This window comes from Pelagicoccus sp. SDUM812002, from assembly GCF_031127835.1.
GTDB lineage: Bacteria > Verrucomicrobiota > Verrucomicrobiia > Opitutales > Opitutaceae > Pelagicoccus.
The window spans coordinates 1-26,264 of record NZ_JARXHX010000031.1 but is presented as its reverse complement, the minus strand read 5'-3'; the positions used below and the strand labels follow the sequence as shown (position 1 = coordinate 26,264).

At 52.5% G+C, this 26,264-nt stretch carries 25 protein-coding genes; 11 read left to right on the top strand and 14 right to left on the bottom strand.

Features of this window, described 5'->3' with window-relative positions:
* The first annotated feature begins 106 nt into the window (after window positions 1–106).
* From QEH53_RS22535 to QEH53_RS22505, 7 genes are all read left to right on the top strand, one after another.
* A complete protein-coding gene (locus tag QEH53_RS22535; RefSeq protein ID WP_309025494.1) occupies window positions 107–478 on the top strand; it encodes a hypothetical protein in 372 nt (123 codons plus the stop codon).
* Window positions 479–617: 139 nt separating this feature from the next.
* Window positions 618–956, top strand: a complete 339-nt coding sequence (locus QEH53_RS22530) for a tRNA-binding protein (RefSeq protein WP_309025493.1) — start codon at window positions 618–620, stop codon at window positions 954–956.
* A 1,148-nt stretch (window positions 957–2,104) separates the two neighbouring features.
* Window positions 2,105–3,535: a hypothetical protein gene (locus tag QEH53_RS22525; protein ID WP_309025492.1), complete on the top strand. Its 1,431-nt coding sequence runs from the start codon at window positions 2,105–2,107 to the stop codon at window positions 3,533–3,535.
* Window positions 3,536–4,398: 863 nt separating this feature from the next.
* Window positions 4,399–5,100 carry a hypothetical protein gene (locus QEH53_RS22520; RefSeq protein WP_309025491.1) on the top strand — a complete coding sequence of 234 codons (702 nt, stop codon included), beginning with the start codon at window positions 4,399–4,401 and terminating at the stop codon, window positions 5,098–5,100.
* A gap of 281 nt (window positions 5,101–5,381) precedes the next feature.
* Entirely contained in the window at window positions 5,382–5,645 is a 264-nt protein-coding gene (locus tag QEH53_RS22515; RefSeq protein ID WP_309025490.1) for a hypothetical protein, read from the top strand.
* 406 nt (window positions 5,646–6,051) lie between these two features.
* Window positions 6,052–8,172 carry a DUF2235 domain-containing protein gene (locus QEH53_RS22510; RefSeq protein ID WP_309025489.1) on the top strand — a complete coding sequence of 707 codons (2,121 nt, stop codon included), beginning with the start codon at window positions 6,052–6,054 and terminating at the stop codon, window positions 8,170–8,172.
* Window positions 8,173–8,726: 554 nt separating this feature from the next.
* Entirely contained in the window at window positions 8,727–10,418 is a 1,692-nt protein-coding gene (locus tag QEH53_RS22505; RefSeq protein ID WP_309025488.1) for an ATP-binding protein, read from the top strand.
* A gap of 358 nt (window positions 10,419–10,776) precedes the next feature.
* Here the strand turns inward: QEH53_RS22505 and QEH53_RS22500 are convergent, their stop codons facing one another.
* The 4 genes from QEH53_RS22500 to QEH53_RS22485 all read right to left on the bottom strand — a co-directional run bounded on the left by QEH53_RS22500 (window position 10,777) and on the right by QEH53_RS22485 (window position 13,624).
* Entirely contained in the window at window positions 10,777–11,511 is a 735-nt protein-coding gene (locus QEH53_RS22500) for a family 16 glycosylhydrolase (protein ID WP_309025487.1), read from the bottom strand.
* Window positions 11,512–11,581: 70 nt separating this feature from the next.
* Window positions 11,582–11,818: a hypothetical protein gene (locus QEH53_RS22495; protein ID WP_309025486.1), complete on the bottom strand. Its 237-nt coding sequence runs from the start codon at window positions 11,816–11,818 to the stop codon at window positions 11,582–11,584.
* Window positions 11,819–12,034: 216 nt separating this feature from the next.
* Window positions 12,035–13,027: an MDR family oxidoreductase gene (locus QEH53_RS22490; protein WP_309025485.1), complete on the bottom strand. Its 993-nt coding sequence runs from the start codon at window positions 13,025–13,027 to the stop codon at window positions 12,035–12,037.
* Between the two features lie 15 nt (window positions 13,028–13,042).
* The gene (locus QEH53_RS22485) at window positions 13,043–13,624 is read right to left on the bottom strand and encodes a TetR/AcrR family transcriptional regulator (RefSeq protein WP_345785745.1); all 582 of its coding nucleotides are present in this window, start codon (window positions 13,622–13,624) and stop codon (window positions 13,043–13,045) included.
* 341 nt (window positions 13,625–13,965) lie between these two features.
* Between QEH53_RS22485 and QEH53_RS22480 the strand changes: the two genes are divergently transcribed.
* Window positions 13,966–14,265: a hypothetical protein gene (locus QEH53_RS22480; protein ID WP_309025483.1), complete on the top strand. Its 300-nt coding sequence runs from the start codon at window positions 13,966–13,968 to the stop codon at window positions 14,263–14,265.
* Here QEH53_RS22480 and QEH53_RS22475 read toward each other — a convergent pair.
* The 7 genes from QEH53_RS22475 to QEH53_RS22445 form a co-directional block, all read right to left on the bottom strand.
* Window positions 14,262–15,101: a hypothetical protein gene (locus QEH53_RS22475; RefSeq protein WP_309025482.1), complete on the bottom strand. Its 840-nt coding sequence runs from the start codon at window positions 15,099–15,101 to the stop codon at window positions 14,262–14,264. The two genes, QEH53_RS22480 and QEH53_RS22475, sit on opposite strands and share 4 nt — an antisense overlap.
* A gap of 247 nt (window positions 15,102–15,348) precedes the next feature.
* A complete protein-coding gene (locus tag QEH53_RS22470; protein WP_309025481.1) occupies window positions 15,349–16,977 on the bottom strand; it encodes an ATP-binding cassette domain-containing protein in 1,629 nt (542 codons plus the stop codon).
* Between the two features lie 336 nt (window positions 16,978–17,313).
* Window positions 17,314–17,763, bottom strand: coding sequence for a hypothetical protein (locus tag QEH53_RS22465; RefSeq protein ID WP_309025480.1), 450 nt, complete (start codon window positions 17,761–17,763; stop codon window positions 17,314–17,316).
* A 357-nt stretch (window positions 17,764–18,120) separates the two neighbouring features.
* Window positions 18,121–19,005: an alpha/beta hydrolase-fold protein gene (locus QEH53_RS22460; RefSeq protein ID WP_309025479.1), complete on the bottom strand. Its 885-nt coding sequence runs from the start codon at window positions 19,003–19,005 to the stop codon at window positions 18,121–18,123.
* 290 nt (window positions 19,006–19,295) lie between these two features.
* Window positions 19,296–19,904 (bottom strand): 3'-5' exonuclease, encoded by a 609-nt coding sequence (locus tag QEH53_RS22455; protein ID WP_309025478.1) that lies wholly within the window; start codon window positions 19,902–19,904, stop codon window positions 19,296–19,298.
* Between the two features lie 82 nt (window positions 19,905–19,986).
* A complete protein-coding gene (locus tag QEH53_RS22450; RefSeq protein WP_309025477.1) occupies window positions 19,987–20,340 on the bottom strand; it encodes a RidA family protein in 354 nt (117 codons plus the stop codon).
* 69 nt (window positions 20,341–20,409) lie between these two features.
* Complete coding sequence (locus QEH53_RS22445) at window positions 20,410–20,634, bottom strand: hypothetical protein (protein WP_309025476.1); 225 nt, start codon at window positions 20,632–20,634, stop codon at window positions 20,410–20,412.
* Window positions 20,635–20,726: 92 nt separating this feature from the next.
* Here QEH53_RS22445 and QEH53_RS22440 point away from each other — a divergent pair, with 92 nt between their 5' ends.
* Window positions 20,727–22,037: a glycosyl hydrolase family 8 gene (locus QEH53_RS22440; protein WP_309025475.1), complete on the top strand. Its 1,311-nt coding sequence runs from the start codon at window positions 20,727–20,729 to the stop codon at window positions 22,035–22,037.
* 70 nt (window positions 22,038–22,107) lie between these two features.
* On the opposite strand, the gene QEH53_RS22435 is transcribed toward QEH53_RS22440, so the two are convergent.
* Together QEH53_RS22435 and QEH53_RS22430 are read right to left on the bottom strand one after the other, a co-directional pair.
* On the bottom strand, window positions 22,108–23,430 hold the full coding sequence (locus tag QEH53_RS22435; RefSeq protein ID WP_309025474.1) for an MFS transporter: 1,323 nt from the start codon (window positions 23,428–23,430) through the stop codon (window positions 22,108–22,110).
* Window positions 23,431–23,685: 255 nt separating this feature from the next.
* Entirely contained in the window at window positions 23,686–24,564 is an 879-nt protein-coding gene (locus QEH53_RS22430) for a metallophosphoesterase (protein ID WP_309025473.1), read from the bottom strand.
* 318 nt (window positions 24,565–24,882) lie between these two features.
* Here QEH53_RS22430 and QEH53_RS24220 point away from each other — a divergent pair, with 318 nt between their 5' ends.
* Together QEH53_RS24220 and QEH53_RS22425 are read left to right on the top strand one after the other, a co-directional pair.
* Entirely contained in the window at window positions 24,883–25,032 is a 150-nt protein-coding gene (locus tag QEH53_RS24220) for an RlpA-like double-psi beta-barrel domain-containing protein (protein WP_345785746.1), read from the top strand.
* A 152-nt stretch (window positions 25,033–25,184) separates the two neighbouring features.
* Window positions 25,185–25,364: a hypothetical protein gene (locus QEH53_RS22425; RefSeq protein WP_309025472.1), complete on the top strand. Its 180-nt coding sequence runs from the start codon at window positions 25,185–25,187 to the stop codon at window positions 25,362–25,364.
* A gap of 695 nt (window positions 25,365–26,059) precedes the next feature.
* Here the strand turns inward: QEH53_RS22425 and QEH53_RS22420 are convergent.
* Window positions 26,060–26,264, bottom strand: a 205-nt coding sequence (locus QEH53_RS22420; protein WP_309025471.1) for a hypothetical protein, incomplete at its 5' end; no start/stop codon positions are given.

The window sequence follows — 26,264 nt, the reverse complement described above, 5'->3', positions numbered from 1 at the left end:
TGTGCAAAGCTAATTCTCAAAATGATAACAAACATACGTGCTAACCAAGCGCCGCAGACAACGTCGGCAAGCCTCCGCGTCTGAGCTTGGCGTTGGACGAAAAGAAATGAAACTAGACCACATCCAGCTGGCGATGCCTGAGGGCGAAGAGGAAAAAGCTCGATCATTCTTCTCGGGCATTCTTGGAATGGTCGAAGATGAAAAACCCTATCCTCTGAATGAAAGAGGCGGATGCTGGTTTCGAAAAGGAGGCGTGATACTCCATATCGGCGTCGACAAAAATTATTCCCCACAGAAGAAAGCCCACCCTGCTTTCGTAGTCCCAAACCTCAACGAACTCGAAAAGAAACTAAAAGAAAAGGATTTCGAAGCCGTATGGGACGGAGCACTACAGCATCGAACCCGATTCTATTCGAGCGATCCATTTGGAAACCGAATTGAGTTCATGAAAGACGGAGACGGATTCTCACAGAAATGAAAGATTGGTCCAACAAATCGGTCGATACAACTCGGATAAGCGCTCGCCGAAATTCGAACACACCAGACACATTCAACCTCAACCCAACGTTCGAGCTTTAACGTGAGCTCGCGTATCACCTCGACGTTAGCAGAAAAAAATGAACGAAATCGAATTTAGTGACTTCCTAAAAGTTGAACTTCGTGTTGGGAAAATAATAGAAGCAACTGAATTTCCCGAGGCTCGAAAACCAGCATTCAAACTCTCAATCGATTTTGGAGAAGAAATAGGAGTAAGGAAATCCAGTGCTCAGATAACAGATCACTATGCTCCAGAAGAGCTGATTGGGAAACTGGTCCTAGCGGTAGTGAATTTCCCCAAGAAGCAAATCGGGCCCATTATGTCGGAGTGCTTAGTCACCGGCATCCACGACAAAGAAGGAAAAGTATTCCTTTGCACACCAGACGGTGAGGTACCACTTGGATCGAAGCTATTGTAAATCAAGAAAATGCTAACCAGTCAGCCCATACAACTCCAGCCAGTGCTCCGCGCTGACTTCCGCGTATGGCTTTCACGATATGTGAAGAAAGATAACTATTGAAATAACGAAGTTATTTCATCCGCGGTTGTCCCCGAAGGGGGCGAAAATTTTTTAAAAAATCAACTATCGATGAGAAACTGGATACGAATTGAAGACTTCGACGATCAAGCAAACTAACTATCCGACCTTATTAATGATCCTGCATCGAGAGAAAAAGCACCTGACCCGAAATCGAGACACAATGGAGGCAACAAGCTGAACCGACCGAATCTAAGAAAAAGGAAGATCGAAATAATGAAGAAAAAGATGATCATCTAAGCATTCCAAAGATCGATTTTTCGACAAGGAAGCCCAACATGAAATCCCCAAAGAATAACACATATCAAGTCGCTGCTCACAACGTGCGCAAGCGCACGCCGTGAGAGCTCGGCGATGGGGAGAAACAGATTATTCAGAAAAACCAACTTGGCGACGTATCCATTTTCTAAGTCCACTGAAAAGAAAAGAGATCCTGCATTGACCAAATAGACCGCACTTTGGCGAAAGAACCAACCCGACGATCTTTTTAAAGACAGATGATCCTGCAGAAGATTTAATATCGATTCAGAACAAGGAACCCCTACTCTAGTTCATAAAGAAGAAAACCCGAAACTTCCATGTCCAACCCATCTCTAACCCTGAATTATTTAACCCCATCAAGTCGGTCCTCACAACTCGCGCAAGCGCTCGCCTGAGACCTCTGCGTTCTACGAAAAATAATGATCAGGTTGATGGATACGAAAGAAAGGGTTTCCGAATCGAAGGAGGCAGCATCCCCAACCACCAGAATGAAATAATTGACTTCGACATTTCGAGCTTCACGAACCAACATTTCAACCCTGTTACCCAAACATGACCAGCAAGGCCCTATGCCAGTTTAAAGATTCGATTCGAGCGGACTCCACCACTGGAGACACGTTCCTGAAATCAGTAGAACAAGTCAGTCGATACAACTCGGGTAAGCGCCCCCTCTTTCAATACGATCAAGACACCGAAAACCCTAAACCGAAATGGAACCGTTGACCGCACCTCGCGTATCACTTCGGCGTTGGGCAAAAATAAATAATATGAATGAGATCACAAAACCAATAAACCAAGAGATTCTTTTAGATGAGGGTTATGAGAAGATTGCTGGTTACCTTCAGACCCTAGGGCTACCAACAGAAGGTATAATTGCCCCTATCAACGAAAGAAAATCAATCGCGAATCTCATTCCTCAATACATCTCTGCCTTACCTCCAGATATAAAAAAAGACGGAAAGTACCTCGCCAAATTCGTTGTTGGAGCCGGCTTCGGTTTATTCGACTATGCATTAAACGCAGTTTGGAACGAAGTAGTCCTCGCTCTGTATGAAAAAGTAAAGCTTTACGGAATTGACATATTTTATGACGCAGCGATCGGCGGATCACTTCGTTCTCAATACCACGATGAGAAAGACCTTCCTGCCGTAAAGGATAACACGCTGTTAAACACATGCAAGAAGCTCGAGCTTATCAGCGAACCGATATACATGAAACTCGCACATATCCTTGATATGAGAAATGGTGTCGGGATATCTCACCCTACTGACTATCAGGTAAAGGCTTTCGAGCTTATGGGATGGCTACAAACCTGCGTCGAGGAAGTCATAGCCGACAGACCATCTCCTTCAGCAATTCAAGTAAAAGGGTTCATAGACAACCTTAAGAATCATTCGACTACACTAAGCGAGACCGAGCTAGCCACAATGATTCCTCACATGCAGTCCCTCTCGACTGTGCATTGTGCTAGCATAACTAGGACAATATTTGGGATCTACGTTAGTCCAGATTCGAACACAACTCTGAGGAAGAACATCTCATTGCTAGCTCCTCACCTTTGGAAGCTATGCAAAGAAGAGACTAAATACAGATTCGGTATCATTCTAGAAGGCTACAACAATAACCTTCATCGAGAAAAGTACAGATTAGGCGAGCAGTTTTTCGAGTTCTGCAATGCCTCACGATACCGATCTGAGAACGAAAAATCCGTTATTCTGTCGGAATTGTGCAGAAATCTAGACTCAACACATGACTCTAGAGACAACTTCTATCACGAAGTACCGATTGCAGAGAAAATAGCCAGCTTCATCGACAAAGAGTCCGACATACCGGGTGGCGTCTCGGACGTGTTGGCAAAAGCAGTCCTAAAATGTCGCTTAGGAAGAGGAGTAACATACTGTGACGGTGTTTCGAATGGAGCTATGCCGTTTTACAATCACATCCTGTCAGTTCTTGGCGACGGCATGGCCCCTTTTCTTATAGCAAACACAATGCATCATGAGATACGCTATAAGCTCACCAAAGGCATTTGCTTGAAGCACTTCAACACTGTGTTCAGTGATTTAAGAAATCGAATTGTCAGCGATAGAATTCGCGAAGGAATTGATTATCTGCTAAGGGAAATACCGAAAAACACAAACTGTGTACACACAGAGGATTTCAAGCAAATCACTGCCACTTACATAAACTGGAACTAGCCCAACAAGTCGTGTCATACAATTCCGATAGGCTGCGCCCGATAACAGTCAAGACTGGAGCGAACGACCCCCGCCTACCTTTTTCCGTTTTGCTCGAAATACGCTGCAAGATTTCGCTGATACTAAACAGCGAGATTTCGGCAAGGCCCAGAACACCACCGACCAACCGCCTAAATTCTTGCGACCCGAAACCCTTGAGGAGCTCGGTATACCGAGTCGCTCTCCTTCTGACTTCAAGCAGGCCCTGAAAAACTATCTCCCGCTACGAACAGCCCTGGTTATGTCCACCATAGAAGACGGCTGGGATGCTACGGAAGATAATGACCGCTGAGGATTCTTGCTGCAATTTATAGGAGTGCTCAAAGGGGGCAAACGTCAAAATGCAAATTAACACGTCCCCTCCGATCGGTTCCCCCCGTCTATGCCTAGGGTGCGTCGCGCGTCGAGACAAACGAGGGAATCTTCCACGTCATCTACTGGGGTAACTAACGCTTCTCTGTATCCGAATGAGACGAATTAAGGTCAGCACTTTATCTACTACTTCGATCTAATCGTGAGGATGTAAATATATTTATATTGTTCCTTATATATATTCTTTTCTCTTTTTGGCTTATCCTGAGAATAATTTGTTAGTGGACTAGGGATAAGGTATAGATAAGTTTAAAATTACACCTAAAAGCTTACCCTCGCCTCTAGGCAGTGCATTCGAACAACGCATTGATTTCATTTTTTAATAATATGGTTTCCAAGGATATCATGTTTAGGAGCAGCCTTTTTTCGCCTTTTCTGCAACGGTCTCAATATTTAAGATGCGACAATAATGCTTGACGGTGTATCGACTTGGTGAGTACGAACTATTGGGTATGGCAAGAATCGAGATTTCCGGTATCCAGTGCGTAGATGAAACCGGAGGCGGGCGGGAAGCCGGTAAAGACGAGATTGCCTTTTGTATCGCGGCATTTGGGGTGGACGCTGCTACCTATAGTGAGTTCCGGCGGTTCGAGACCCGACTTTCGACTGGGCTAGATGACGGGGACTCTCCCCGGTTTGCTACAGATATCAGGTTTAATGCCCGTTCTCGGGAAGATGGGCGGCCGTCATGGCCGTTGCGACACCTAGAATTTCACGTCGCCGCTTACGAACTGGATGGCTCTGAGGACACCGAAGTAGCCGCCCGCCGTGTGTACGAACGGTGGCGAGTCGCGTTGGCTGAGCACTACACGCCCGGACTGCGAACCGATGTGGACCGCACGGATTTCGACGGAGACCGAGGATCAGCGACTCAGGGTTTGAGGATAGCTTACGATCAAAGAGGCAGCCATCAGCTTGTGATGCTGGACGCTTGGCGAATCGATTTGACCGACCCGCGGAGTGACTCGTTTGGCGCTCCGGGCGTCGGCCAGTCGAACGGACTTTACGTCGGGCCTTCCCATCACGGAATTCACCGCTCTATCAACGGAGTGCAGCGATGGCGGAACGATAATCGCACATCTGAGCGTCGCATTTTTGGCAGCACGGCGGCAAAGAGCACATATTCGTTCTACGTAAACTATTACGATAGCTGACGCGCGCCAGTCGGCCTCCCGAATTAGCGATAGTTCACGAGCCACATTGGACACCAATCACTGCAAGCGAATGCTCGTCCCCTTCGCCGTTTTTTTTGGGGGGGCGATAAAACGGGTCACGCCATGATGCTTTAAACCTCTCTCAGTCCTAGCATTTTGTCTTCATGCCGAGATCGCCGAGCATCATACCTAGCAACGCAATATAATCCATACCATGGCGCGATCTACCATGTCCACAACCGTGGCTACCGAGCGGAGCTACCCCTCTGCCACTACGTGTCATGGATTTTTTTGAGGACGACCGCATCAAGCGGGCGTTCCAAAAGTGGCTCTTCGAGGCGGGCGAGTTGGGTGCTCCAGGCGAATTGCATCAAGGGCAACTACTACCGCCTCGACTGGAGACAACCGAATCGAACCTCAGAGAAGACATGCGATGGCTTCAGCGCGTGAACGCCTACAAGTACAATCGGATTCCGAGGGAAAAGCGGGCACATCTCCCAAGGCATGTTCGACCGAGCGTAATCGGCATACCCAGCCATACGTAGGATGACAGAGCATCCTAGATAGAGACCGGCAAAGCCTGCGTGGCTCCGCCCTTACATCTACCTGAATCCAACAAGGGCCAGTATCTGCGAAGCTTCCCGATCCAAAGGCTACGCGTTCTCCAGCTACCCTAAACTGTTCAGGAAGGCTTTTTTTTGGGGGGAAGCTTCGTGAACTGCGAAGCAGCACTATCAGGAGTCGGAGGTCCCGAGGACATGCCCGCAGGAAGACGGAAGGACGCGGCGATCAGTAAGATAAGCCAGGGCTGGGGTCTTCCGCCACTCCACAAACAGTACCCAAATTAGAAACAGCATAAATCACCTCGCGAATTATATAAGTGTTCGGCAGCGTCGAATAATATTTGCCCCTTGCCTCTCATGCCGCTAAGTCTGAAAAACTACCCGCCCGATGGCTAAAACCTCCTCCTCCATGTATACCCAAAGCTCTATCCCTCGCTGCTTCCTTTGCCTACTCTCCTTCGCCGCACTCGCGGCCAGCGGCTTTTTTCTCCTTAATCAAGTACCTGGGTTCAGCTCTTTGGACCAATTCCTAGCCGACGCGGGACAGGATCAATTATACAATAGAGCGATCCCCTACGATGCCGAATCCTTCAAAGAGCACCGAGAAGTAGTATTAAAATTCACCGACGCGGATAACAAGGCGAATGGCATTGATATTATCCGTAGCGCGATCCGATGGGACTTTCTTTTTATCATAGCCTACCTCGCCATTGGCTACCCTCTCATTCAGCTGGTAAAGCTACAGAGCGAACGGAAAACGCATGCCTACCAAAAGTCGGCACGCCTCTTCCTTGGGCTGCTAGGACTGGCGGACATCTTAGAAAACTCGCTATTGCTTCTCCTCTTCAGCTCGCCCGAGACAGACCCGTCACAGTTAGCGCTCATCGTAAGGTGCGCCAGTCTCGCAACGGCGGTTAAACTCCTTTCCATACTCGTTCTATTCTTTTCCTTGGCAGCCTCGCTTTGGGCCGCTTTCGAAAAGGACGAGGAGCCGCAGAAGCCTGAACAATCGCCTGCCGATAAACCCAAGCGAACGCCCAAAAACATCATTCTGCTTTCAGACGGTACCGGGAACGCGAGCGCCAAAGATCGGGGCACAAACGTCTTCAAGCTCTTTGAGGCGCTCGACCTACGCGACCCGCTGGACGGCGAAATCCGTCAAATCGCATTTTACGACGACGGAGTCGGCACAGAGGGCAACCGAGCGCTCAAGGCATTCGGCGGAGCTTTCGGGGTTGGCCTGGCTCAAAACGTCAAGCAGCTCTACGCCGAGCTCTCTCGCCACTACGAACCTGGCGACCAGATCTTTCTGTTCGGCTTCAGTCGCGGAGCCTTCACGGTGCGCACTCTCTCGGGGTTGATCGCCCGCTGTGGCATTCTTCGCCCTAACGACCAGCTGGAGCAGCTCGTGGAAGACCTGTACCACGTTTACCGAAAGAACTATCCCACCAAGCTGCAGAAGTGGCTCTGCAATGCGCTCCGCATAAAGGCCAAGCCCGCCTCTTATTACAATGATTGGGCGAAGCATTATGTACATCCGGAAACGGATCCCACCAACGATTCAGAGCTGATCACCTTTCTGGGGGTTTGGGATACGGTAGACGCCTACGGCCTGCCGTGGGACGAGATCGCCACCCTGATCAACACCACCTTATATAAATTCACGTTCCCGGATCACGAACTCAATAAAAAGGTCGCCAAAGCGAGACACGCAGTGGCTATCGATGACGAGAGAAAGACCTTTACCCCTGTCCTGTGGGACGAGTCCGATCCTCACGACCAGGAACGCATCGAGCAGGTCTGGTTCGCCGGAGTTCACTCCAACGTCGGGGGCGGCTATCCGCGTCAAGGCCTGTCCTTGAACGCCCTCAATTGGATGATGAAGGAAGCTGGGAATGGAGGCGGACTCCGCTTCATTCCCTCGAAAGTGACCGAATTTCAGGCCGCAGCCAACCACTACGCCCACCTCTACGACTCCCGCGCCGGTGCCGGCCGTTATTACTCCTACCAGCCGCGTCGCATTGAAGAACTCTGCAAGCGGCGCTCCGTTAAGCCGAAGTTCCATATTAGCGCGATTCGCCGCATCGCGTATTCGCCTGAAAACTACAGCCCGGGGAATATACCTGCGGACCTCGAAATCGTCGACGACAACGGCCAGGAGACCTATCCCGCGGCCTGCGCCCTGATCAAGAACGCCCTCCCCAGCGAGCCTATGCTACACCAAATGCGAAATATGATACGAGCCCGTCAAGCGACGCAGTGGATTTTCTGGATCGGGACCGCCCTCCTCGCCGGCTGGGTCTTCTTTGGCCTGGACCTTACCTTCGGGGAAGCTGCTTCGCTCTTCGGATTGATGACCATGGGCATCGTCGCGTTTCTCGGCCTCGCCAGCACCTTCAACGTCCTACCGGCACTTCCTCGATCCCTCAGCCATTTTTCGCAGAGGCAGCAGGCTTACTATTCCAGCTGTTGGAATCCGATTCGCACCAAGCTGAAAGAACTCCTCTAAACCGGGGCATCGAATAAATCACAAGGGAACGGTGTCATTCTTCGCTTTACGACGTTGAGCGTCACTTCGTTCCTCGGAAGTCATTCGTGTGAGATCACGCTAGCAGTTCCCAGTGTACGAAGCAGCTTACAACGACTACTCCCGTAACGAAGAAAAATAACGGCGCCGGTTGGTTCGGATTCCGACCGGCATAGCTTAACCGTCGCTCTGCCACTCCATGGAGCTGCATTTGTCGCCCAGATGGACGCCAGAAAGCCCAACCACGAACCCGCCCCCACTACGACGACTCCCTAGCCTCCTTGCCTGATTCGAGCGAAATCCCAGAGCACAACGCAAATCTTCGGGCTAGCGCTTTTGGTTCTGCAGAAGCTTCTCTTACGAGGTCCATCCACCATTGCCCGTGGTCCGACTGGGTTGCCTTGTAGGCCGTTACCCGTTTCGGGGCTAATATTTGACTTGCTTAAGGGCGCCTCAAAAAGGGATTTCTTTAGCCTCGTAATTATGCGTAACACTGCTTGGTTCCTTCCAGTACTGAATTTAATAGAGCGTAGAAAATGGATAGAGGCGACTTCGAATCCCTAAATGAATTCTATTCGGTAGCCACCGAAGTTTCGCTGCTCCTTGCTAAAAACAAGCTGGGCGAGGTTAACGAGACGATCAACGAGGTGCTGGGGATATTGGGTCGCTATGCGAAGGTCGAGCGGGTTTACGTATTCACTTTCAATTACGAAGAGGGCCTCAGCTATTATGATTTCGAATGGTGCGCCGAGGGGACAGAACCGCAGATCGACTTGGTGCCTACTGTCAGCATTGCGGACTTACGGGAGTGGGTAGACCTTTTCGAGGGTGGGGATTGTGTGTACCTTCCCTCTATTCCCGACATGGAGGATTCGCCTTTAAAGGAGATACTCGACAGTCAATCAATCAAGTCACTGATCGTCTACCCCATGTATCATGGCGAGGAGCTACTTGGGTTCGTGGGATTCGATGCGGTGAAAGATTTCCGCTCTTGGGACGAAAGGGATTTTGCCTTGCTGAAGATCGCCTGCGAAACGATCGGGACTACCCTCAGCAGCGAAAGGTTCCACAAGGAGTTGGTTCAGGCGAAGGAGGCTGCAGAAAAAGCAAATGCCTATAAGAGCGAATTCCTGGCCAATATGAGCCACGAGCTTCGATCGCCTTTGAATAGCGTGATCGGATTTAGTGAGTTGATCGATTACGAGCTTGGCAAGGTGGATGAAGAAAAAATCCGCGAGTACGCCAGCTTTATTCACACCGGCGGCAAGCACTTGCTCAGTTTGGTCAACGACATCTTGGACCTCGCTCGGATCGAGACGGGAAAGATGCAGCTAAACAAACAAATCTTTGACCTTCGCGAACTTGTGGAGCTGGCAGCGGGAACCTTTCAATTGGCGCTTGAGGAAAAGTCTCAGACGCTTGTCACGAATTTCGGAGAGGTGCCTTTATATTTGGAAGCGGACGAGAAACGATTGCGTCAGGTAGTCCACAATCTCATGAGCAACGCCATCAAGTTCACAGGCGAGGGAAAACGGATTGGCTTGGAGATCTATTCGAAAGGAAAGACGGTTTGCTTGACGGTTTGGGACGAAGGCCGGGGAATCCCTCGCGAATGGAAGCATCGGGTTTTCGAGCCCTTTGAGCAGGTCAATCCTTTCGAGGTGCAACTGGAATCTGGAGCGGGGCTCGGCTTGGCGATCGTGAGGAGAATCGTGTCGTTGCACGATGGCAAGATTGAGCTTCAAAGCGAGTTCGGGAAAGGTACCAAATTTACGACCACTATCCCCAAGGGTCAGGTCGCTTCAGAACTACCGGACGAAAAAACCGTAAGATCTCGATCGATTTTATCGAGCAACGGAGAGCGCAAGCGAGTGCTTTACGTGGATGACATAGAGCCGAACCGGCGTCTATTGAGCTACGGCTTGTCTACATGTAACTACATTGTGGATACAGTAAATACAGGCGAAGAGGGCTTGCATCGGATTGGGACTGAGAAGTACGACATCATTCTGCTAGACATAAAGTTGCCGGGAATCAGCGGTTTCGAAGTATTCCGTGAAATAAGGCAGAGGGGCCACCTTCAACCGGTGATTGCGGTGACGGCCTCTTTGACTGACGAAATCCGGAAAGAAGCTAAGGCGTTAGGTTTCGACGACCTGCAAGGTAAGCCCATTGATTTCAAGAAGCTTCTGGATTCAATGAGGGATTGCCTGTCGTCCGCACGATAGAAGGAGAATCCTCAAGCAAGTTCAACCCTTAGTCTTTAACATTCATTAAGTCATTAATGGCTTCATGATCGCAATCGCCGAGTTGCTGCTTCTCATTATGGCTGACATCAAAGCACTTTGCGAGCTACCGCTTTCGGGTTAAATAGGGAAAACGTCAAAGGCAAGTTGAGGAGGTCATCCGCATTCGTGCTCCACTCCGATCGCGAATGCACGATCAGTCCCTATGAGGATCTGAACCTTGACCAATCTTTCCTGAGATCGACCTCTCATACTATTTAGGCAACCCTTATCGCTTGTGCGTTTGCGCTCACTCACCTGCCGACAATATAAGCCTTGGCGGCCCCAGTAGCCGATACGGCTAATCCACGGACTCCGTTAAGGCGAGACGTAGCATGCCTCCCTCTACCTTTATATTATCCGGCGAAAAATCGCATGCGTTCTCTGCGAACGTCCAGTCGGCCTTTCCCCAACGGCTTTCATCAAAATGATCGAATTCATCTACCCAATCTAATTCAAATTCACCGGAATCTTTGGAATAACGATAAACCCGCAGCCAATCTACCCACTGGTAAACCGGAAATGATTCCGACTCGATGGGACCAACCCATTTTTCAATGTTGGCTGCCCATAGGTTAAACCGCAATGACTGCGGGCTCGTCATCACCTGCGCCTGTCTCCCCTCATACTTTCTCACCAGTTCTCCGTCGAGGTACCAGGCAACGGTATCTGGAGTCCATTCGAGAGCATAGACGTGAAAATCATCCGCGAGCGAAAACGGGAAGCGATGTACATCCTCGGTCGTCTGGCGCTCTCCCAGTCCGGTAATGACGTTCGACTGAAAGCTCTGCCCGTCGTCCTTGCCGAAGATCTCGATATCGATCTCCTCCCACACGACATCGGCCTTCTCTGAATCATACTTGTAGGTGAAAAATGTGGACAAAACCCCACTCGCCTTCGCCGCTTTCATCCGCATCTCAAAGCGTCCGTAGCTGTATGAATCGAGCGAATACAATTCAGCGCCTTGATACGGTTTCCCCACCGAAACTAAGGTTAGATAAACGAGTGTTAGCACAAGAGTGGCAAGTATCTTCATCGTCTCGAGTCCAGGCCTCCAACTTTAAAACAACAAGTAAGAACGGAAACGGCATTCCTCTTTCTATTGACTAGATGAGGAGCTGGGGTCCGTACCTCCCTTTGAGCCGCTCGCGGCCCCCGAGCTGAAACGATCCTACTGCTTCTCCTATTGCGAGGGAAATTTCTTCGAGGGTACCGGTCCTGTCCAGGGCAGGCAAGGCTTGCGAAGATTTGGGCATCGCACAGGGCCAGTCGAGGGTTCGGAGGATTTCAATCGACTCGCCCTTCATGCCTGCAGGGGCCTCAGAGCCAGGATGCTTGCGCACGACCCGATTCCAGAAGAAAACGAGCCATTTGCCCTGGCCACTCGGTAAAAAGATCCAGAGAGGGTCAGCCCCTTGCATCTTGATGTCCCACCCATGTGCCTACGCCGCCAGCTTTGAAGCTGACAAATAAAAAGAGACGCTCCGCGTAAATCTAAGCCTCTTCATAACGTAACAATATCAAGCCTTCTTGTAGGGATCTTGGAAAGGCAAGGCTGCTTATGAAACCAATCCAGAAACGGGCACCACCTGACGGCCCCGCACCTTACCCTCCAGCATGAGCGGTGCGGTTCGGATGACGCTGTCAAAAGAAACCTCGTTCAGCATCCCTTCAAGCTTTTCATGATCGAGTTCTCGAGCCAACCCCTGCCAGGCGAGCACGCGCTTAACGCGATCGCACATTACGCTGTCCACTCCCGCAAGTGTCACGCCACGCAAGATAAACGGAGCGACTGTAGTGGGAAGATCCATACCTCCGGCTAGCCCACAGTTGGCCACCGTTCCGCCATACTTCACGCCAGCTAGCACGTTAGCCAAAACGTTGCTACCCACAACATCGATTGCCCCAGCCCACTGCTCTTTAGCCAAGGGCTTTCCTTTCCCCGAAAACGCTTCTCGATCGACAATTCGCTTCGCGCCGAGGCCCTTGATGTACTCAGCTTCTTCGGACCGTCCAGTAACTGCAGCCACATCGTAGCCACGAGCTGCCAGCAACGTCGTTGCCACGCTTCCAACACCGCCGGCAGCGCCCGTCACGAGAATCTCTCCCTTGTCCGGAGTCACGCCCTGTTCCTCAAGCTTCATCACGCACAGCATCGCGGTAAAGCCAGCGGTACCGATGCCCATCGCTTGGCGTAAATTCAGTCCATCCGGCAGAGGGACGAGCCACTCTCCTTTCACCCGAGCCCGTTCCGACAGACCGCCCCAATGCTTTTCGCCCATGCCCCATCCCGTCATGATGACGCGATCGCCCGCTTTGAACGACGAATTACTGCTCTCCGCAACCACTCCCGCAAAATCAATACCGGGCACCATCGGAAATTGACGGACCACCGGAGACTTTCCCGTAATCGCTAAGGCATCTTTGTAGTTGAGGGTCGTCCAAGACACGTCGACTAGCACGTCGCCATCCGGCAAGTCCGCCTCATTTAGCTGCGCCATGCGGGTCGACTGACCATCGCCTGACTTCTCGATTAGAATTCCCTTAAACATAAATAAACTTCCTCCTTAAGATTCGATCATACTAAAAAAACCGCTGGCAAACGTATCCAACGGATCGCGACATCGATCGAGCTTGGCTCGTAAAACAGCGCCTTCCCAACCGATCCAAAAAAACCTTGCCAGCGTATAAGCGTTCTGGGCACAGCTGATTTCCCCCTTCTCCTGCGCCATCTCCAGGCAAGCGCACACCCGTGCTTCCCAAGACGCAAAGACGGCTTGTAGTTTCTCGCGAAAGTCATCGGGCAGCAACCCCATCTCTTGACCCAGATTTCCAACCAAACAGCCACGATTGAAACCGTGACGCGCCATCCCTTCAGCTGCGTCATCCACAAACGCCTTCAATCTATCCAACGGATCGCGCAACTCGTCCGAAAGGCTGCGATCCAGTTTTTTCGCGAAATACGTCGCATAGGCGTCGATTAGTTGGCTCCCAAAATCAGCCTTGCTCCTGAAGTAATGATAAAAACTTCCTTTAGGCACTCCAGCCGCAGCCAATATATCGTTAACCCCGGCGGCGGAATAGCCACGCTCGGTCAGAAAGGCCAAGCCCTCTCGAATCAAACGATTTCTAGCGTCCGCGTCCTCCAACGATTGCTTGGGCCGACCACGCTTTCGAGGCGGCTTGACTGGTTTTTCCTGTTTACTAGACCTAATGGTCTAATAAAAATGGACCTACCCTTTCGCGTCAAACTCTTTCTGATTGCGAAAGCAGGGAGACAAGTGGGGAAACCAAAAAACTTAGGCTACCCAGCCAACCGCTAATACGCCGACGCTTTCGGCTGAGAAGGCGAAACCGGCTTTGACTGGATCCTCGAAGGCTTCCTGCCTCGCAGGTCAGTATTTTCCGGATACGCCGCTCATGATCAACGAATACGGAGTCGAAGGAAAACACCGCCACTACCGATCAATACCTTGAGGTAATATAAGCCTTGCAGGCAGAAGGCCTCATCGACCTCATCGGTTTCCAAGGGCACGCCTTCAACACCCAAACCTCTAGCGCCGCCGCCATAAAGATGGCCGCTCACGCCCTCTCAGGCATCGTTCACGTCGAATCTAGCCAGAATCTCAGGGACTGGCAACGAACCGCCACCTACGACTTGAATCTAAGAAACGGCGAAAACTTCGAGCGCGCCGAAGGACCAGACGGCCCCATCTTGTACTACGCGGTTCCCACCCAAACCGACTCACCATCGATCTACTATCGATACGTCTACGAGCTATCGCCCTAAAACCCACGCTGACCGCGACCATTGCCACGCATCCGCTGCTGCTTGGGCACGGGCGGGTTCTCCAAATAGAGGCTGTACCACTCCTCCCCTAGTCCTGCATTGGAGAAGCTCTTTACCCGATCGTTGGATAGGTGTTCCCAGTTCCGCTTGAAGGTATCGACTCCCGTGGCGTCTTTGGCCTTCAACAAGATCCGACGCGCTTCGTCAGGCTCGCCAACCTTAACGTAGATCCACGACATCAAGCCGTACAGCAGTTTACCGCGATCGCCCCGGGACCACCTAATCCGGCGCTTGAAGACCTTTTTCGCGCCCGCCAAATCGTCGTTCTTATAACAACGCGCCATCCTCATGGCCGCCGCCATGGGGTCGATCATCATCGGACCCCTTAAAAAACCGCAGGTGGTCAGGATCTCGTCAACTTGGTCGAACTCCTTGAGCTGGTAGTGGAACTGCAGGCGCATGGTGGCAATCTGGCGACCCGTGAGCAGGGACCACTTCCTAAACGGTTCGAGTCCCTTGGTGAGCTCTAGCCCCTCCTTGTACATGACCCTTTGATCCATTTCGAGCTGGCGTTGCAGCTGCTTAACGTTTCCGCCCGGCTTGTTCTGAAATTGCTGTACCTTCCGCTGCATACGCCTCTGAGCGGCTTGCATGCTTTCCTGAAGCTTGCCTTGGGCCTTGGACATCTTTTTCCGAACCAAGAATCCGACTAGGTAAAACGTTCCAGCAAATGCGATAGTGCTGAAGGTGACTAGGGCCCCTGTACTTACCTGTGAGGCGATCAAGGCGCTAGCAATTGCGGTAGCGACCAGCGCTGATATGAGAAGTGAAAGCATACTTTGAGATGATAAATTTAATCCGTACTGTGATTTTACCAAAGATGACATGGGAGTTGCCAAGTCTGTCTAGACCTAACGAACCGACAGCGCATTTAGGAAACAGCCCAAAGGAGACAAAAGGGGTCAAATTTCAAAGGTAAAATGAATATCTGTAGCCTTTGTTTGCCACCCCGCAGCAACCGTCTTCGCCTTTCACGCTACGCTGAGTCGAGAGCTGACGACTCCGTCCGCGATCGGCGTTAGCCTATTTGGCGGTCTTGGCGCTGGCGGCCTTACGGGCTTCGTATTGCTCGAGCCAATCTCCACAGCCACCGTTGTATTCGGCTACCACTCCGTCGCCTTCGAGGGCGATGGTGCTGGTGACGACATTGTCGAGAAAGCTACGGTCGTGGCTGACAAGCAGAAGCGTGCCTGGGTACTCGAGCAAACGCTCTTCCAGCAGCTCGACCGTTTCGATGTCGAGATCATTGGTAGGCTCGTCGAGCACCAGCACGTTGGCGGGTTGCAAGAACAGGCGGGCCAACAACAGACGAGCCCGCTCACCACCTGAGAGCTTGGTAATCGGGGCCCGCACCGTTTCTGGCGTGAACAGGAAATCTCGCAAGTAGGTGATGATGTGCCGCGACTTACCATTGATGGTAACCATATCGCCATAGGGGTGGACATTCTCGGCTACGGAAAGCGTCTCGTCGAGCTGAGCTCGATGCTGGTCGAAGTAGGCCACGTCGAGCTTGGTGCCAGAGGTGACGGAGCCTTCCTGCGGCTGCAGTTTTTCGAGCAACAGGTTGATCATGGTGGTCTTGCCTGAGCCGTTGAGGCCGACGATGCCAATCTTATCGCCACGCCAGATAACGGTGGAGAAATTCTGGATGAGCGGTTTGTTGCCCCAATCGTAGCTGATGTTGTCGACCGTGATAACCTTTTGTCCGGAGATCTTTGCCTCGTTGAAGTTCAGATTGGAGGTGCCGATGATGTCGCGACGCTTGGCGCGATCGATACGCATTTTCTCGAGGCTGCGCACACGACCTTCGTTGCGGGTCCTGCGAGCTTGGATGCCTTTGCGAATCCAGACTTCCTCTTCAGCTAGCTTTTTATCGAAGACGGCTTGCTGTTTAGCCTCGCCTGCGAGCAGGTCGGCCTTGCGGCTGAGATAGGTCTCGTAGTCGCAATCCCAGGACGTGAGCTGGCCACGGTCGAGGTCGAGGACGCGATTGGCAACGCGGCGGATGAAGGCGCGGTCGTGCGAGACGAAAAGCAGGGAAATGGTAGACTTGCGCAGAAATTCTTCGAGCCAGCGAATACCGGGGATGTCCAGATGATTGGTCGGCTCGTCGAGCAGTAGAATGTCTGGATCGAGCGTAAGGGCGCGAGCCAGCAGGGCACGGCGTTTGTTACCACCGGAGAGCGAGCTAAAGAGAGTGTCTCCGTTGAGTTCCACGCGGGTGAGGAGGCTCTCTACTTTGTGCTCAAGCGACCAACCGTCGGTGCGATCGAGCTCTTCTTGCAGGGTATCCATACGCTCGGCGATGGCGTCGTCGTGTCCCTCGTCATACTCGTGCGCGAGGCGGTGGTATTCAGCGACAGTCTCCGCGGCGGGTCCCAGACCGGCTGCCACAATCTCGAAGACGGTGCCTTCTAGGTGTCCAGGCACTTCTTGATCGAGTTTGCCGATGCGTAGTCCGGGAGCGGCTTCTATTTCGCCGGCGTCGGGATTGATCTCCCCATCGATGATTCGCAGCAAGGTCGATTTGCCTTCGCCATTACGGCCGATCAGGCAGATGCGCTCACGCTTCTGAACCGTGAATCCTGCGTCATCGAGCAGGCGTGGACCGCCAAAAGAGACGGTAAGATTTCGGTAGGTAAGGAGAGCCACTTGGAGTAAAAATTGAGCGTGTTGAGCGGTGATGCACGCATACGATCCTGCGGCATTCCACGAAAAGGAGAGACTCAATGGCGGCATACCCGCTCCGCGCCAAGGAAAACCCAGAAGATCAAATGGGTTCCCCGCCCTCCCCGGCAGGCACCGTTAGAATTCAGCCAGCCTAGGCAGACCCTCCGCAGGAAAGGAGGTAAAATAGGGTCGAGGCTTACGCTTTGCGGTTTCGATACCGATTGGCTTCGCTTCGGGTCTTCTAGAGCCTGGGTGTTTTAACGATTCCGAGGAGTTCCGCTGACTACCAAGCTTAAAACCTTTCCCGCCCTCAACGTTTTACAAGAGTTTGGGCAGATCAGACGTTCCGGCTTCACCTGCTAGATCGTTCGCCTCAGACTGCAACTCTCGAAGTCTCCTCTCGAGTTCTAAAATCTCTTCGTCCGTCAAATCCTCCTTCGATGCGAGCTCTTGGAGGGAGTCGACTTTCCGATCTAGGACAGTCGTTTGCACCCCTGCTGAAGATTCTTGAAACGACGTAAAGTCTGAAGCCTTCGCCCGTATCTCCTGGGCTAATTCGCGAATCTTCTCGAGCTCCTTCTCGTACTCGCCTCGGTCGAACTTTTCCTTCTCCGCTTTAACGAAGTTGCCCAGCTCTCCCATGAAATCTCCTGCTTTCGCAATCACAGCTTTTGCCCGAGCCTTGTCCTCTGGCGACCCCATGAAAAAGTAGAAGCCAAGCAGGACAACAAGCCCTACGATCAAAAATTTGAATACGAACTTTATCATAATGGTCGGAATAAAATAACAGCGACTTGCGCCAACAAAGCAACAAAACTTCCAAGGCCCTACCTTTCGCTCGCACCCCGCCACGTGAGAAAAATCCCTAATGAAACCCCAAGCTGCGTTCACGACGGCTATGCAGCTAGCTCACGATATTCGAATGAGGTCACGAAATGCTTGTCGACTTCGCGTTCGAGCAGATCCGGGCAGAGGCTGAGAACTGAGTTCAATCCCTGTTTGCTCGTTCGAGAATCACGGCTCTTTGCTTCAGGCTTAGTGAGGCGAAGGAAAAGGTGGGGAAGAAATCGGGACCGTCGGAATCGTTCGACCGGACCCAGCCAATGGACTCTTTAGTCAACGCAACTACTCGCCCCTTTCTGCTTGGTCGTAGTGTCGAGAAAGGAACCTTACCAGTTCCTCGCCGGAATACTCTAACAACTTCCCCAGGTTATGTTCGAGGCCGTCGAATACTTGAGCCCGAATTCTGATCTCGCGTTCATGCAAGAAGCCAAGCGCTTCAGGGAAATCGTCGAAAAATCTTTCGCTGTCCCCAATAGCCAAATACAGCGGCATCTGGCCTTCGCTTAATTTTTCTTTGTTCTGTTCAGCGTAAAAAAGAGGCCCTTCGGAGCTATACTGTTGAACTTTCTCACCTAAGGATTCGGGCCAATGCAATGCTGGAGAGAAACTACCGATTGCACAGAACATCTCGGGGTATTTGAAACCGAACCGCAAGGCCCCTTCTCCGCCCATGGAAAAGCCTGCGATAGCTCGGCCGCTTCGCCGAGACAGCGTGCGGTAGCGACTATCGATTTCGGGTATTAGCTCTCGGATCACCCATGTCTCTGCCATCACCTCGCCATTTGGCCAATCGCGATACCGACTGAAGTGTCCCGAGTTTGCCACGACGTAAATCACCTCGCCGATTTCATCGCGCTCGATGAGCTGCTTCGCGATCATTGCGAGACCTATGTCATTCTCTTTGCCATAAGCGCCATGGAGCCAGAAGACCACTGGATACCGCCTCTCAGAGGAACTCTTGTAGCTGGGAGGCAGATAAATGTTATAGCCCATCGTGCGTCCCATGGCGTCACTTTCGATCTCGCCATGTGTTACTCCCTTCAATTCGGTAGGATCATTCCAAAGCCAAGTCGATGGATCTTTGGGATCAGGCTTTCCACATGCCAAGCCAGAGGCGAAGACGAGCGAGAGGCAAAGGAAGTGTCGGAACTGCAATTCGAAGTACATACGAAACAGGGTAAATGTTGTGACCTGAAGCGGACAAAATGAAATCGTCAGTAATCCGTTTACTCGACTCGTAAAGTGAGCCGTCTTCTCAGTGTTCGCTAACGGTACCGTCGCAGGTAGAAGACCGGATCAAGAAACAGCGTCTTGAAAGAAACCCGCCGCAGAGGAGTGCGATCAAGACCGTTCCCTGCGCTAATTGGATCTGGGCGAGCTCGTCTATGAGCCGACAGTGTCGGCAAGGAACGAAATAGAATTAGTGGCTCAGCGTACCTTTCTGGGTCGGAAATACACTACCGCGCAGGTTTAAGCTCCAAGCCGCGCTGGTCCATCTGCAGATAGATTTCGCGACCTAACCACGCATCGGTGGCAGCATAGGTAATCTGAGATCGAGTCAGCTCCGGCTTTGCCCAATTGGAAACCTGCTCCCCTTTTGAGATGCGAAATCCCAGGAACAAAGCTCCCAAGGCCCGCAAGCCCAGGTTTTTGATTTTCGACCGCTTCGCGCAGTCGGCCAAGTCGACGAATCCGGCGGGCTTAAACTCAGCCATATCGCGGAGCTCTTTCACGTCGCGACGAATGGCTACGCCGCTCTTAATAGTCTTCGGATCGGATAGGAGTTCACGCAGCTCCGGAATGAGTCCTGTCTGCTCGATTTGAAAGAGAAAGACCTCCTCTGCGCTCGCCAGCTGCAGGAGCGATGGGGCGTAGCTTTCGCCGACGCGAAAGGCAGAGCGCGTTTCGGTGTCGAAGCCGAGCAGGGTTTCGGCACTGAGCGTTTCGACTGCGCGCTCTGCGGCGGCGGGGGTCTGAATCACGTGGATCGGCCCTTCGTATCGACGCATGGGCAACTGGTTGATTTCCGCTTTCGATATGTGCTGGGCAAAGGTCGGGGTTGTCATAAGAAAAAGGCCTAAACTGAAAGGGATGACTGAGAAACGGGGCAGACCGGAAAGGCACTAAATGAAAACGTGTATCGGCTGTCTATTTCTTTACGGCAGCGATCACGGAAATTTCCACGAGGAGCTCAGCCCGGGCCATGCGGGCTTCCACACAAGCTCGTGCGGGAGCATGCCCCTCCGGCACCCAGGCGTCCCAAACGTCGTTCATTGCTGCGAAATCCTTCATATCCCGCAGATAGACGGTGGCCGAAAGCAGGTGCTCACGATCAGATCCAGCCTGAAGCAGAAGCTCATCCACTTTCTCGAGCATTGTCTCGGTTTGTTCAGCGATGCCCTTGGTGGCGTCCTTGCAAACCTGCCCACACAAATAAACGGTGTCGTTGTGAATGACGACGCGGCTCATACGTTGCTTCGTTTCCTGACGTTGAATGCTCATGGGACGGGGCTAACCCAATTTGGAAAAATAAAAAAGACCAATCCGCTAGAGATGCTTTTTGCGCTTCGCCTATTTAGCGAGATTTGAAGCAAATAGATCTAGCTGCATCTCAGACCTTTGCTCGAGGTTCTTTGCCCTTCGCGGGGCGATTACGACAGGGAGAGCATGCGAAGAATTGCGTATCCAATTATTACTGACGATCGGACTGTCATCCTTATCCATCGACTCATCCTGCTCGATACCGCTGGTAAATTTTTGGAAAGAGCTGTTCGCAGCTTCGACTGTGCTTGTCACTTCTTTGCCTGTCCTTACTCTGCCCAACAACTGAATCGGACCGTTTCAGGTTCCTATTTACAACCCGAATTATCCACCCCCGCATCATTATTATGCCCCGAAAATCTATGAAAACGATCGGAATTCTCGCAGTCTTTGTTTTTGCCTCAGCAGCCGCAGCGGCACCTCCTCCCGGTGGGGCGGCCTTGACCGGGGAGTACCCTAACCTCTTCAAGACCTACCTCGGCAAGACCGACGCGGAAATCGAAGAGAAGGTCGAGGCTGCCTTTGACCAGCTCTTCTACGGCGACCCGTTTACCGAACGGGTTTACTACACTGCATCGGAGGACACGGCTTATCTGGCGGACGTAGGCAGCAGGGATGTCCGTTCCGAAGGCATATCCTACGGGATGATGATCACGGTGCAGATGGATAGGCAGCAGGAGTTCAACGCCCTGTGGAAGTGGGCCAAGACCCACATGCAATACTCCGAAGGCCCATTGCGCGGCTACTTTGCCTGGCACCGCGATTACGATGGCGATATGACGCGGTCTGATGGCAGCGAAATTCGAGGCGCGGGCCCGGCACCGGACGGCGAAAACTGGATGGTCATGGCCCTCTTCTTCGCCTCCCACCGCTGGGGCGATGGCGAAGGGATTTTCAACTACGGACAAGAGGCGCAGGATCTTTTGCGTATGATGATCCACAAGGACGACGAGCCCGACCGAGGCGATATCGTCAGCATGTTTCATCCGGAGGAAAAGCAGATCCGCTTCACCCCCGACGGTCAGCAAGGGCCGAACTTCACCGATCCTTCCTACCATACTCCGCACTTTACGGAGTTGATGGCGCGATGGGCAGAGGATCCAGCTGATCGCGCGTTCCTAGCGGAGGTCACTCAGACAAGTCGCCAGCTCTTTCGCGACGCGGCGCACCCGGAGACGGGGATCATGGCCAACTATACCGAATTCGATGGCACGCCGCTGGTGCGTTGGGGCCGTGCCTTCGACGCAGATGCGTGGCGTACATTGGGCTGGCCGGCAATGGATTGGTCGTGGTGGGGCGAGGACGAGTGGATGGTGGAACAGTCCAATCGCATACTCCAATTCTACACCGTTCAGCCCGTCGACGATTGGCCCGTCAGCATGGAGCTCGATGGAACTGTGAAACGCCGCGGCGGGTGGGCCCACGGCTTGTCCGGCATGGCGGCGACTGCCGCGTTGGCTGCCGATCCCGAATTGGGGAAACCGATGATCGAACGTCTTTGGAACCTTGAGCTACCGAACGACGTTGGCCGCGACACAGACGGCTTGGTGGCCGAGGGCGAGCTGCGCAGCCACCGGTACTACAGCGGATTGCTTATGATGTTCGGCCTGCTCCATGCCAGCGGGAACTTCCAGATCTATGGTCCCGTTGAACCGTGAGTCCGTCGGGCTGAACGCAGTCTAGATTCAGCCAAGAGTGCTTGGGCTCCAGGCTCGAGCACCCCTACCCTCATTTACTGCTATCCCTCTCGAAGAGTCGTTCGAGACGCAGGCGATGCGAAGCTTCTCGGAAGGTCAGGAGAAGAGCGGCGCAAAGCAGGTAGCCAAGGGCTCCGACGATAAAAAGGCCTTTCAGGTCAAACCAGTCCTTGCAGATTGGATACACGAAGATGCCGCTTTGGCGGCCCACATTGCCCAGCGCCATATAGACAGCGAACTGGCTGGCTGCCACTTTCGCATGGCAAAGGGTCATGAAGATCGCGATCAGGCAGACGAACATGAGCTGCAGGGCAAGCTGCATCAGCCCGAGAGCGAAAATCCCGAAGCTTGGATTCGCTAGTTTATCGAAGGAAAGAAAAAGCAGGAAGTAGACGAAGGCGTTTAGGATCAACGCCGCCACGAGGGATCGCTTGAGGCCAAGTCGATCGATGAGCGGGCCACAGAACACGCCCAGTACAGCGGCAATTGCCCCGAGAATAGAGAACCAATCCGCCCAACTTGTATCCAAATAGCCAAGTCGGTTGATCGCGAGATCGGGAAACCATACGATCGTCATTCCGGCAATCGTCCGGTTGAGAATTTCGATGCCTATAAGGAGTAGACTCATCGGGAGCAGCAGCGAGCGCCCGATCTTCCCGACGATCTTAACGATGTTCGCCTCAAGCTGCGGGGCCTCGGGATGGGCTTGCCCGCCGGTCCACGGCATCAGCTTCTCACCCGGCCGCTCGCGAAACAGCAACGTGCAAATCGATACTGCCAAAATCATCGCTCCGAGCAACAGGCCCGCTGCTGGAAGGCCGCCCGAATTGAGAGCTTTGGTGGCGGTGGATCCCATGGTCGAGATACCGATGACCTGTCCCGCTGCCATGAGGGCATTGGCTCTACCACGCTCACTCTCCCGCAATAGGCTGACGGCCATCCCGTCAACGGCAACGTCTTGAGCGGCAGCGAAACTGTTAAGAGCGAAGCAAAGGGCCGTCAGAATCGCCAACTCAGTATCGACATCATGGATAAATAACAGACTCGCAGCTGACAATGCGATCATCAGCTGCATGCCAAGCACCCAAGGACGACGTATTCCCATAGCTGGTACGGAGAAGCGGTCCATGAGCGGTCCGGCAAAGAGTTTGAAGGCCCAAGGAAGCCCAGCGACTCCGGTCAGGCCGCTGACCTGCATGGGAGTCAGCCCTTGCGCCAGCAGCCAGGCCGGCAAGGCGATGGAGGAGAATCCGAGCGGAAGCCCTTGAACCCAATAGAAGACGGTGAACAGCGTAAGACGCAGCCAGGCTTTTTCCGAAAGAGCGGGTAGAGTTGCTAGGCTTCGGATGTGCATAGGGACCGATTGAAACCTACTTGGAGACCTCCCGAGGGAGTCGAAGTCGGGCTGCTAAGTCAATGGAAGATGCTTCATTCCAAGTGACAGAAGACACTACACCGAACCACGACGCACCAATCAAGGAAAGTGGCGAAAAAGGGGACAATCCTTACTCTATGACAGTATCGCATTGCAGCGTTTTCAACACTTTGTATGCGCTAATTAAATACACCGGTATTGACCTGCGATCTCAGCAAGTCCCGATGCGAAGACTCAGCTCTCAGCACCTCGGGTTCCATTGATCTGGTGATGCATGGTTTCGCGCCGATCGAAGGAGGCACCGGTCCACTCCCGCAGCTCGATCATGAACCGATTCGGCTCGACGTCGATGATATGATAAGCATTCGCTTCACCCCGCAGACGGTCTGAAGTCGCAGTCGACGCCTGCAGGGCCAGGAGCTCGTGAACATTCCCGTTCTCCTCGCTCGTTCCGACAGAGAGCCGTCTCCAAAATGCTTGGTGCAGGTGTCCGGCCAGTAGGAGGTCGACCTCCGAAAAGGCAAAGCTAGTGAGAGCCTTGTTCAGCCGGCCTACCGTGCCGCGACTCGGGTCTTCATCGGGCAGTATAAAGGGATGGTGCCCGAAAACGATGCGTGGTTTGCCTCGAGGGATGTCGTCAAACCAAGCGCGGGCCGTCGCCAGCTGATTCATGTTCACCCGACCCCGCGACCAGTCCAAGTGCTTCCAACTGAAAGACCGAGTCGTATTCAAGCCGATGATCGCGTAGTTTTCGGTTTCTAGCCGTGGCATCAGTTCGTCCCCTACATAGCGGCGGTAGCGCTTGAATGGCGTAACCACCCGACGTATCAAATTGTAGTGCGGAATGTCATGATTGCCTGGCACGCAGAGCCATGGGCTTGGCAGTCGCTCGATGAACGACATCGCCTCTTCAAACTCGCTGTTACGCGCCCTCATCGTCAAATCCCCGCTGATGACGATCAGGCCGGGCTGGTGGTCCCGAAGATCCTGCAGCAAGCTCTCCGACACCGCCGGGTCGCAGCGGCCGAAGTGTAGATCCGAAATGTGAGCCAGCCGCGCAGGCTTGGTGGCGGAGGACGCAACCTCCCTCTTTGGGTCGACGATGTTAGTCATTTGCGATACCACCCACGCAAGAAAAGCGCCGAAAGGGAAATTTTGGTCCGTAACCTGGCAGAGCTAACCTGAGTGGCGTGGCATCAGCAGGACCCTTAGCCATGCAACCGCAGAATAAGAAGCTCATCCTTCTCGGAGCCTTTGCCGCGACCGTCCTCATCGCAATCTTCACGTTCGGCAGCGAGAGCATGCAAGGACGGGCTTTGTACTAATCGGACAAACTTCATGGCAGCCAACCGCTAGCGGCGAACCCTACGACCGCACGGAGTTAGTCGCGGCGCATCCGGAGCTAGATTTCGGGAGGGTAGTTCGTGTGACCTGCTTGGAAACGGCGAATCGGTAGTAGTAGAAGTCAACGATCGCGGTCCCCATTCGGGAAAGCGAATCATCGACCTATTCCGTGCCGCCGCTCAAGAGATTGGACTCATCAATGACGGAGTCGGACTCGTTGAGCTCTTGATTATTTAATTGAGGATCCTTCAGCATGCAACTCGCAGATTGCGCTTTGCATTATTAACTTGGTCTCCGCGAGACGACTTCGCCAATCGAACCAAATCGCAAGAAACCACATCTGTTCGGATTACAATTGAGGAATTGAAGATCAGGCTAGCCCCCGACCTTTGAACACACTGCTCGAGGACATGCTAGTCAGCGGCTACGTACGGGAGGCGGAAGCCTATCTGAAGGCCCACCACGAAGATTACCCGGAAGCAACCGAATTGGCGGTAGGAAACAGTGAGCGATGCTCATTGGGGGCTACCAGGCTGCTGGGCAAATGGCTCCATTCGCGCTCTATATAATGAGCTCCAAGCATCCTCATCGATGTTTGGATACATGGATTTGCACCCTCTCTTTGGTGGGTGTGTTCTTTTTTCTCTACGAACTGCTGAAGCGTTCCAGCTATCTTGCGGAATCGATATATTTTAAGGGTTCGTACTCACTGTCAGCGTTTCTGGCAGGCGAGCAACGCACGTTCGAGATAGTGACCTTGATCGAAATACAGATTGAAATCGTAAAGTGCGAAAATCCAAATCAAGCGGATAGAATTGCGAATACGGGGCGAAAGAGTGCCGCCGCACCGGGCACTCGTAATTCAAGGTCAGTTCGACTTTCCGATAGGGTCTGGCCTCAAGGGACCAGTTGATGCGTTACTCTGCTAATAGTTGCACTCTATGGAGCTGCGTTTCTGCTCTTCCTGGCCCAAAGAAAGTTTCGCTCCGATTGCTTCGTGTTGGTTTGGGTATGCATGATTGCCGGGAGCTACTTTGTGTCAGGCTGGGCAAAACTTATGGGGGTCGGGCGGTGGAAGATCAAGTCGGCCTATTGGGAATCGCAGCCCACGCCCACGAATGGCTGTCAGGGTTGACGAATACGGAAATGATGAAAGTATTTGATAAATACTTACAACTAAACCCAATCATCATTGTTTGCATTTTGGCGTTCGAGCTCGGTTGCATCCTTATATTTTCCCACAGAGAGATATTGGTAGGCGTGTTCAGTGCTTTCTCTCTTTTTCACCTGTCAATTTTGTCCTATCAGGATTCTTCTTTTGGCAGTGGATGATCGTAGAGCTCAGTGTCGTAGAGCTCAGTGTCGTGGGGCTGTTTTCTTGGAGGATGAGGGAATCGATGCGTCCCATCTTCACGAAGGAGAATTTCGTTTTGCGTATCCTACTAGTGACAACGTGCAGTATTTGGGTG

Excerpts from the sequence above, each read along its gene's own strand:
- QEH53_RS22535 (WP_309025494.1), top strand. The coding sequence starts at position 107 with ATGAAACTAGACCACATCCAGCTGGCGATGCCTGAGGGCGAAGAGGAA.
- QEH53_RS22530 (WP_309025493.1), top strand. The coding sequence starts at position 618 with ATGAACGAAATCGAATTTAGTGACTTCCTAAAAGTTGAACTTCGTGTT.
- QEH53_RS22525 (WP_309025492.1), top strand. The coding sequence starts at position 2,105 with ATGAATGAGATCACAAAACCAATAAACCAAGAGATTCTTTTAGATGAG.
- QEH53_RS22520 (WP_309025491.1), top strand. The coding sequence starts at position 4,399 with ATGGCAAGAATCGAGATTTCCGGTATCCAGTGCGTAGATGAAACCGGA.
- QEH53_RS22515 (WP_309025490.1), top strand. The coding sequence starts at position 5,382 with ATGGATTTTTTTGAGGACGACCGCATCAAGCGGGCGTTCCAAAAGTGG.
- QEH53_RS22510 (WP_309025489.1), top strand. The coding sequence starts at position 6,052 with ATGGCTAAAACCTCCTCCTCCATGTATACCCAAAGCTCTATCCCTCGC.
- QEH53_RS22505 (WP_309025488.1), top strand. The coding sequence starts at position 8,727 with ATGGATAGAGGCGACTTCGAATCCCTAAATGAATTCTATTCGGTAGCC.
- QEH53_RS22500 (WP_309025487.1), bottom strand. The coding sequence starts at position 11,511 with ATGAAGATACTTGCCACTCTTGTGCTAACACTCGTTTATCTAACCTTA.
- QEH53_RS22490 (WP_309025485.1), bottom strand. The coding sequence starts at position 13,027 with ATGTTTAAGGGAATTCTAATCGAGAAGTCAGGCGATGGTCAGTCGACC.
- QEH53_RS22475 (WP_309025482.1), bottom strand. The coding sequence starts at position 15,101 with ATGCTTTCACTTCTCATATCAGCGCTGGTCGCTACCGCAATTGCTAGC.
- QEH53_RS22465 (WP_309025480.1), bottom strand. The coding sequence starts at position 17,763 with ATGATAAAGTTCGTATTCAAATTTTTGATCGTAGGGCTTGTTGTCCTG.
- QEH53_RS22460 (WP_309025479.1), bottom strand. The coding sequence starts at position 19,005 with ATGTACTTCGAATTGCAGTTCCGACACTTCCTTTGCCTCTCGCTCGTC.
- QEH53_RS22455 (WP_309025478.1), bottom strand. The coding sequence starts at position 19,904 with ATGACAACCCCGACCTTTGCCCAGCACATATCGAAAGCGGAAATCAAC.
- QEH53_RS22450 (WP_309025477.1), bottom strand. The coding sequence starts at position 20,340 with ATGAGCATTCAACGTCAGGAAACGAAGCAACGTATGAGCCGCGTCGTC.
- QEH53_RS22440 (WP_309025475.1), top strand. The coding sequence starts at position 20,727 with ATGCCCCGAAAATCTATGAAAACGATCGGAATTCTCGCAGTCTTTGTT.
- QEH53_RS22435 (WP_309025474.1), bottom strand. The coding sequence starts at position 23,430 with ATGCACATCCGAAGCCTAGCAACTCTACCCGCTCTTTCGGAAAAAGCC.
- QEH53_RS22430 (WP_309025473.1), bottom strand. The coding sequence starts at position 24,564 with ATGACTAACATCGTCGACCCAAAGAGGGAGGTTGCGTCCTCCGCCACC.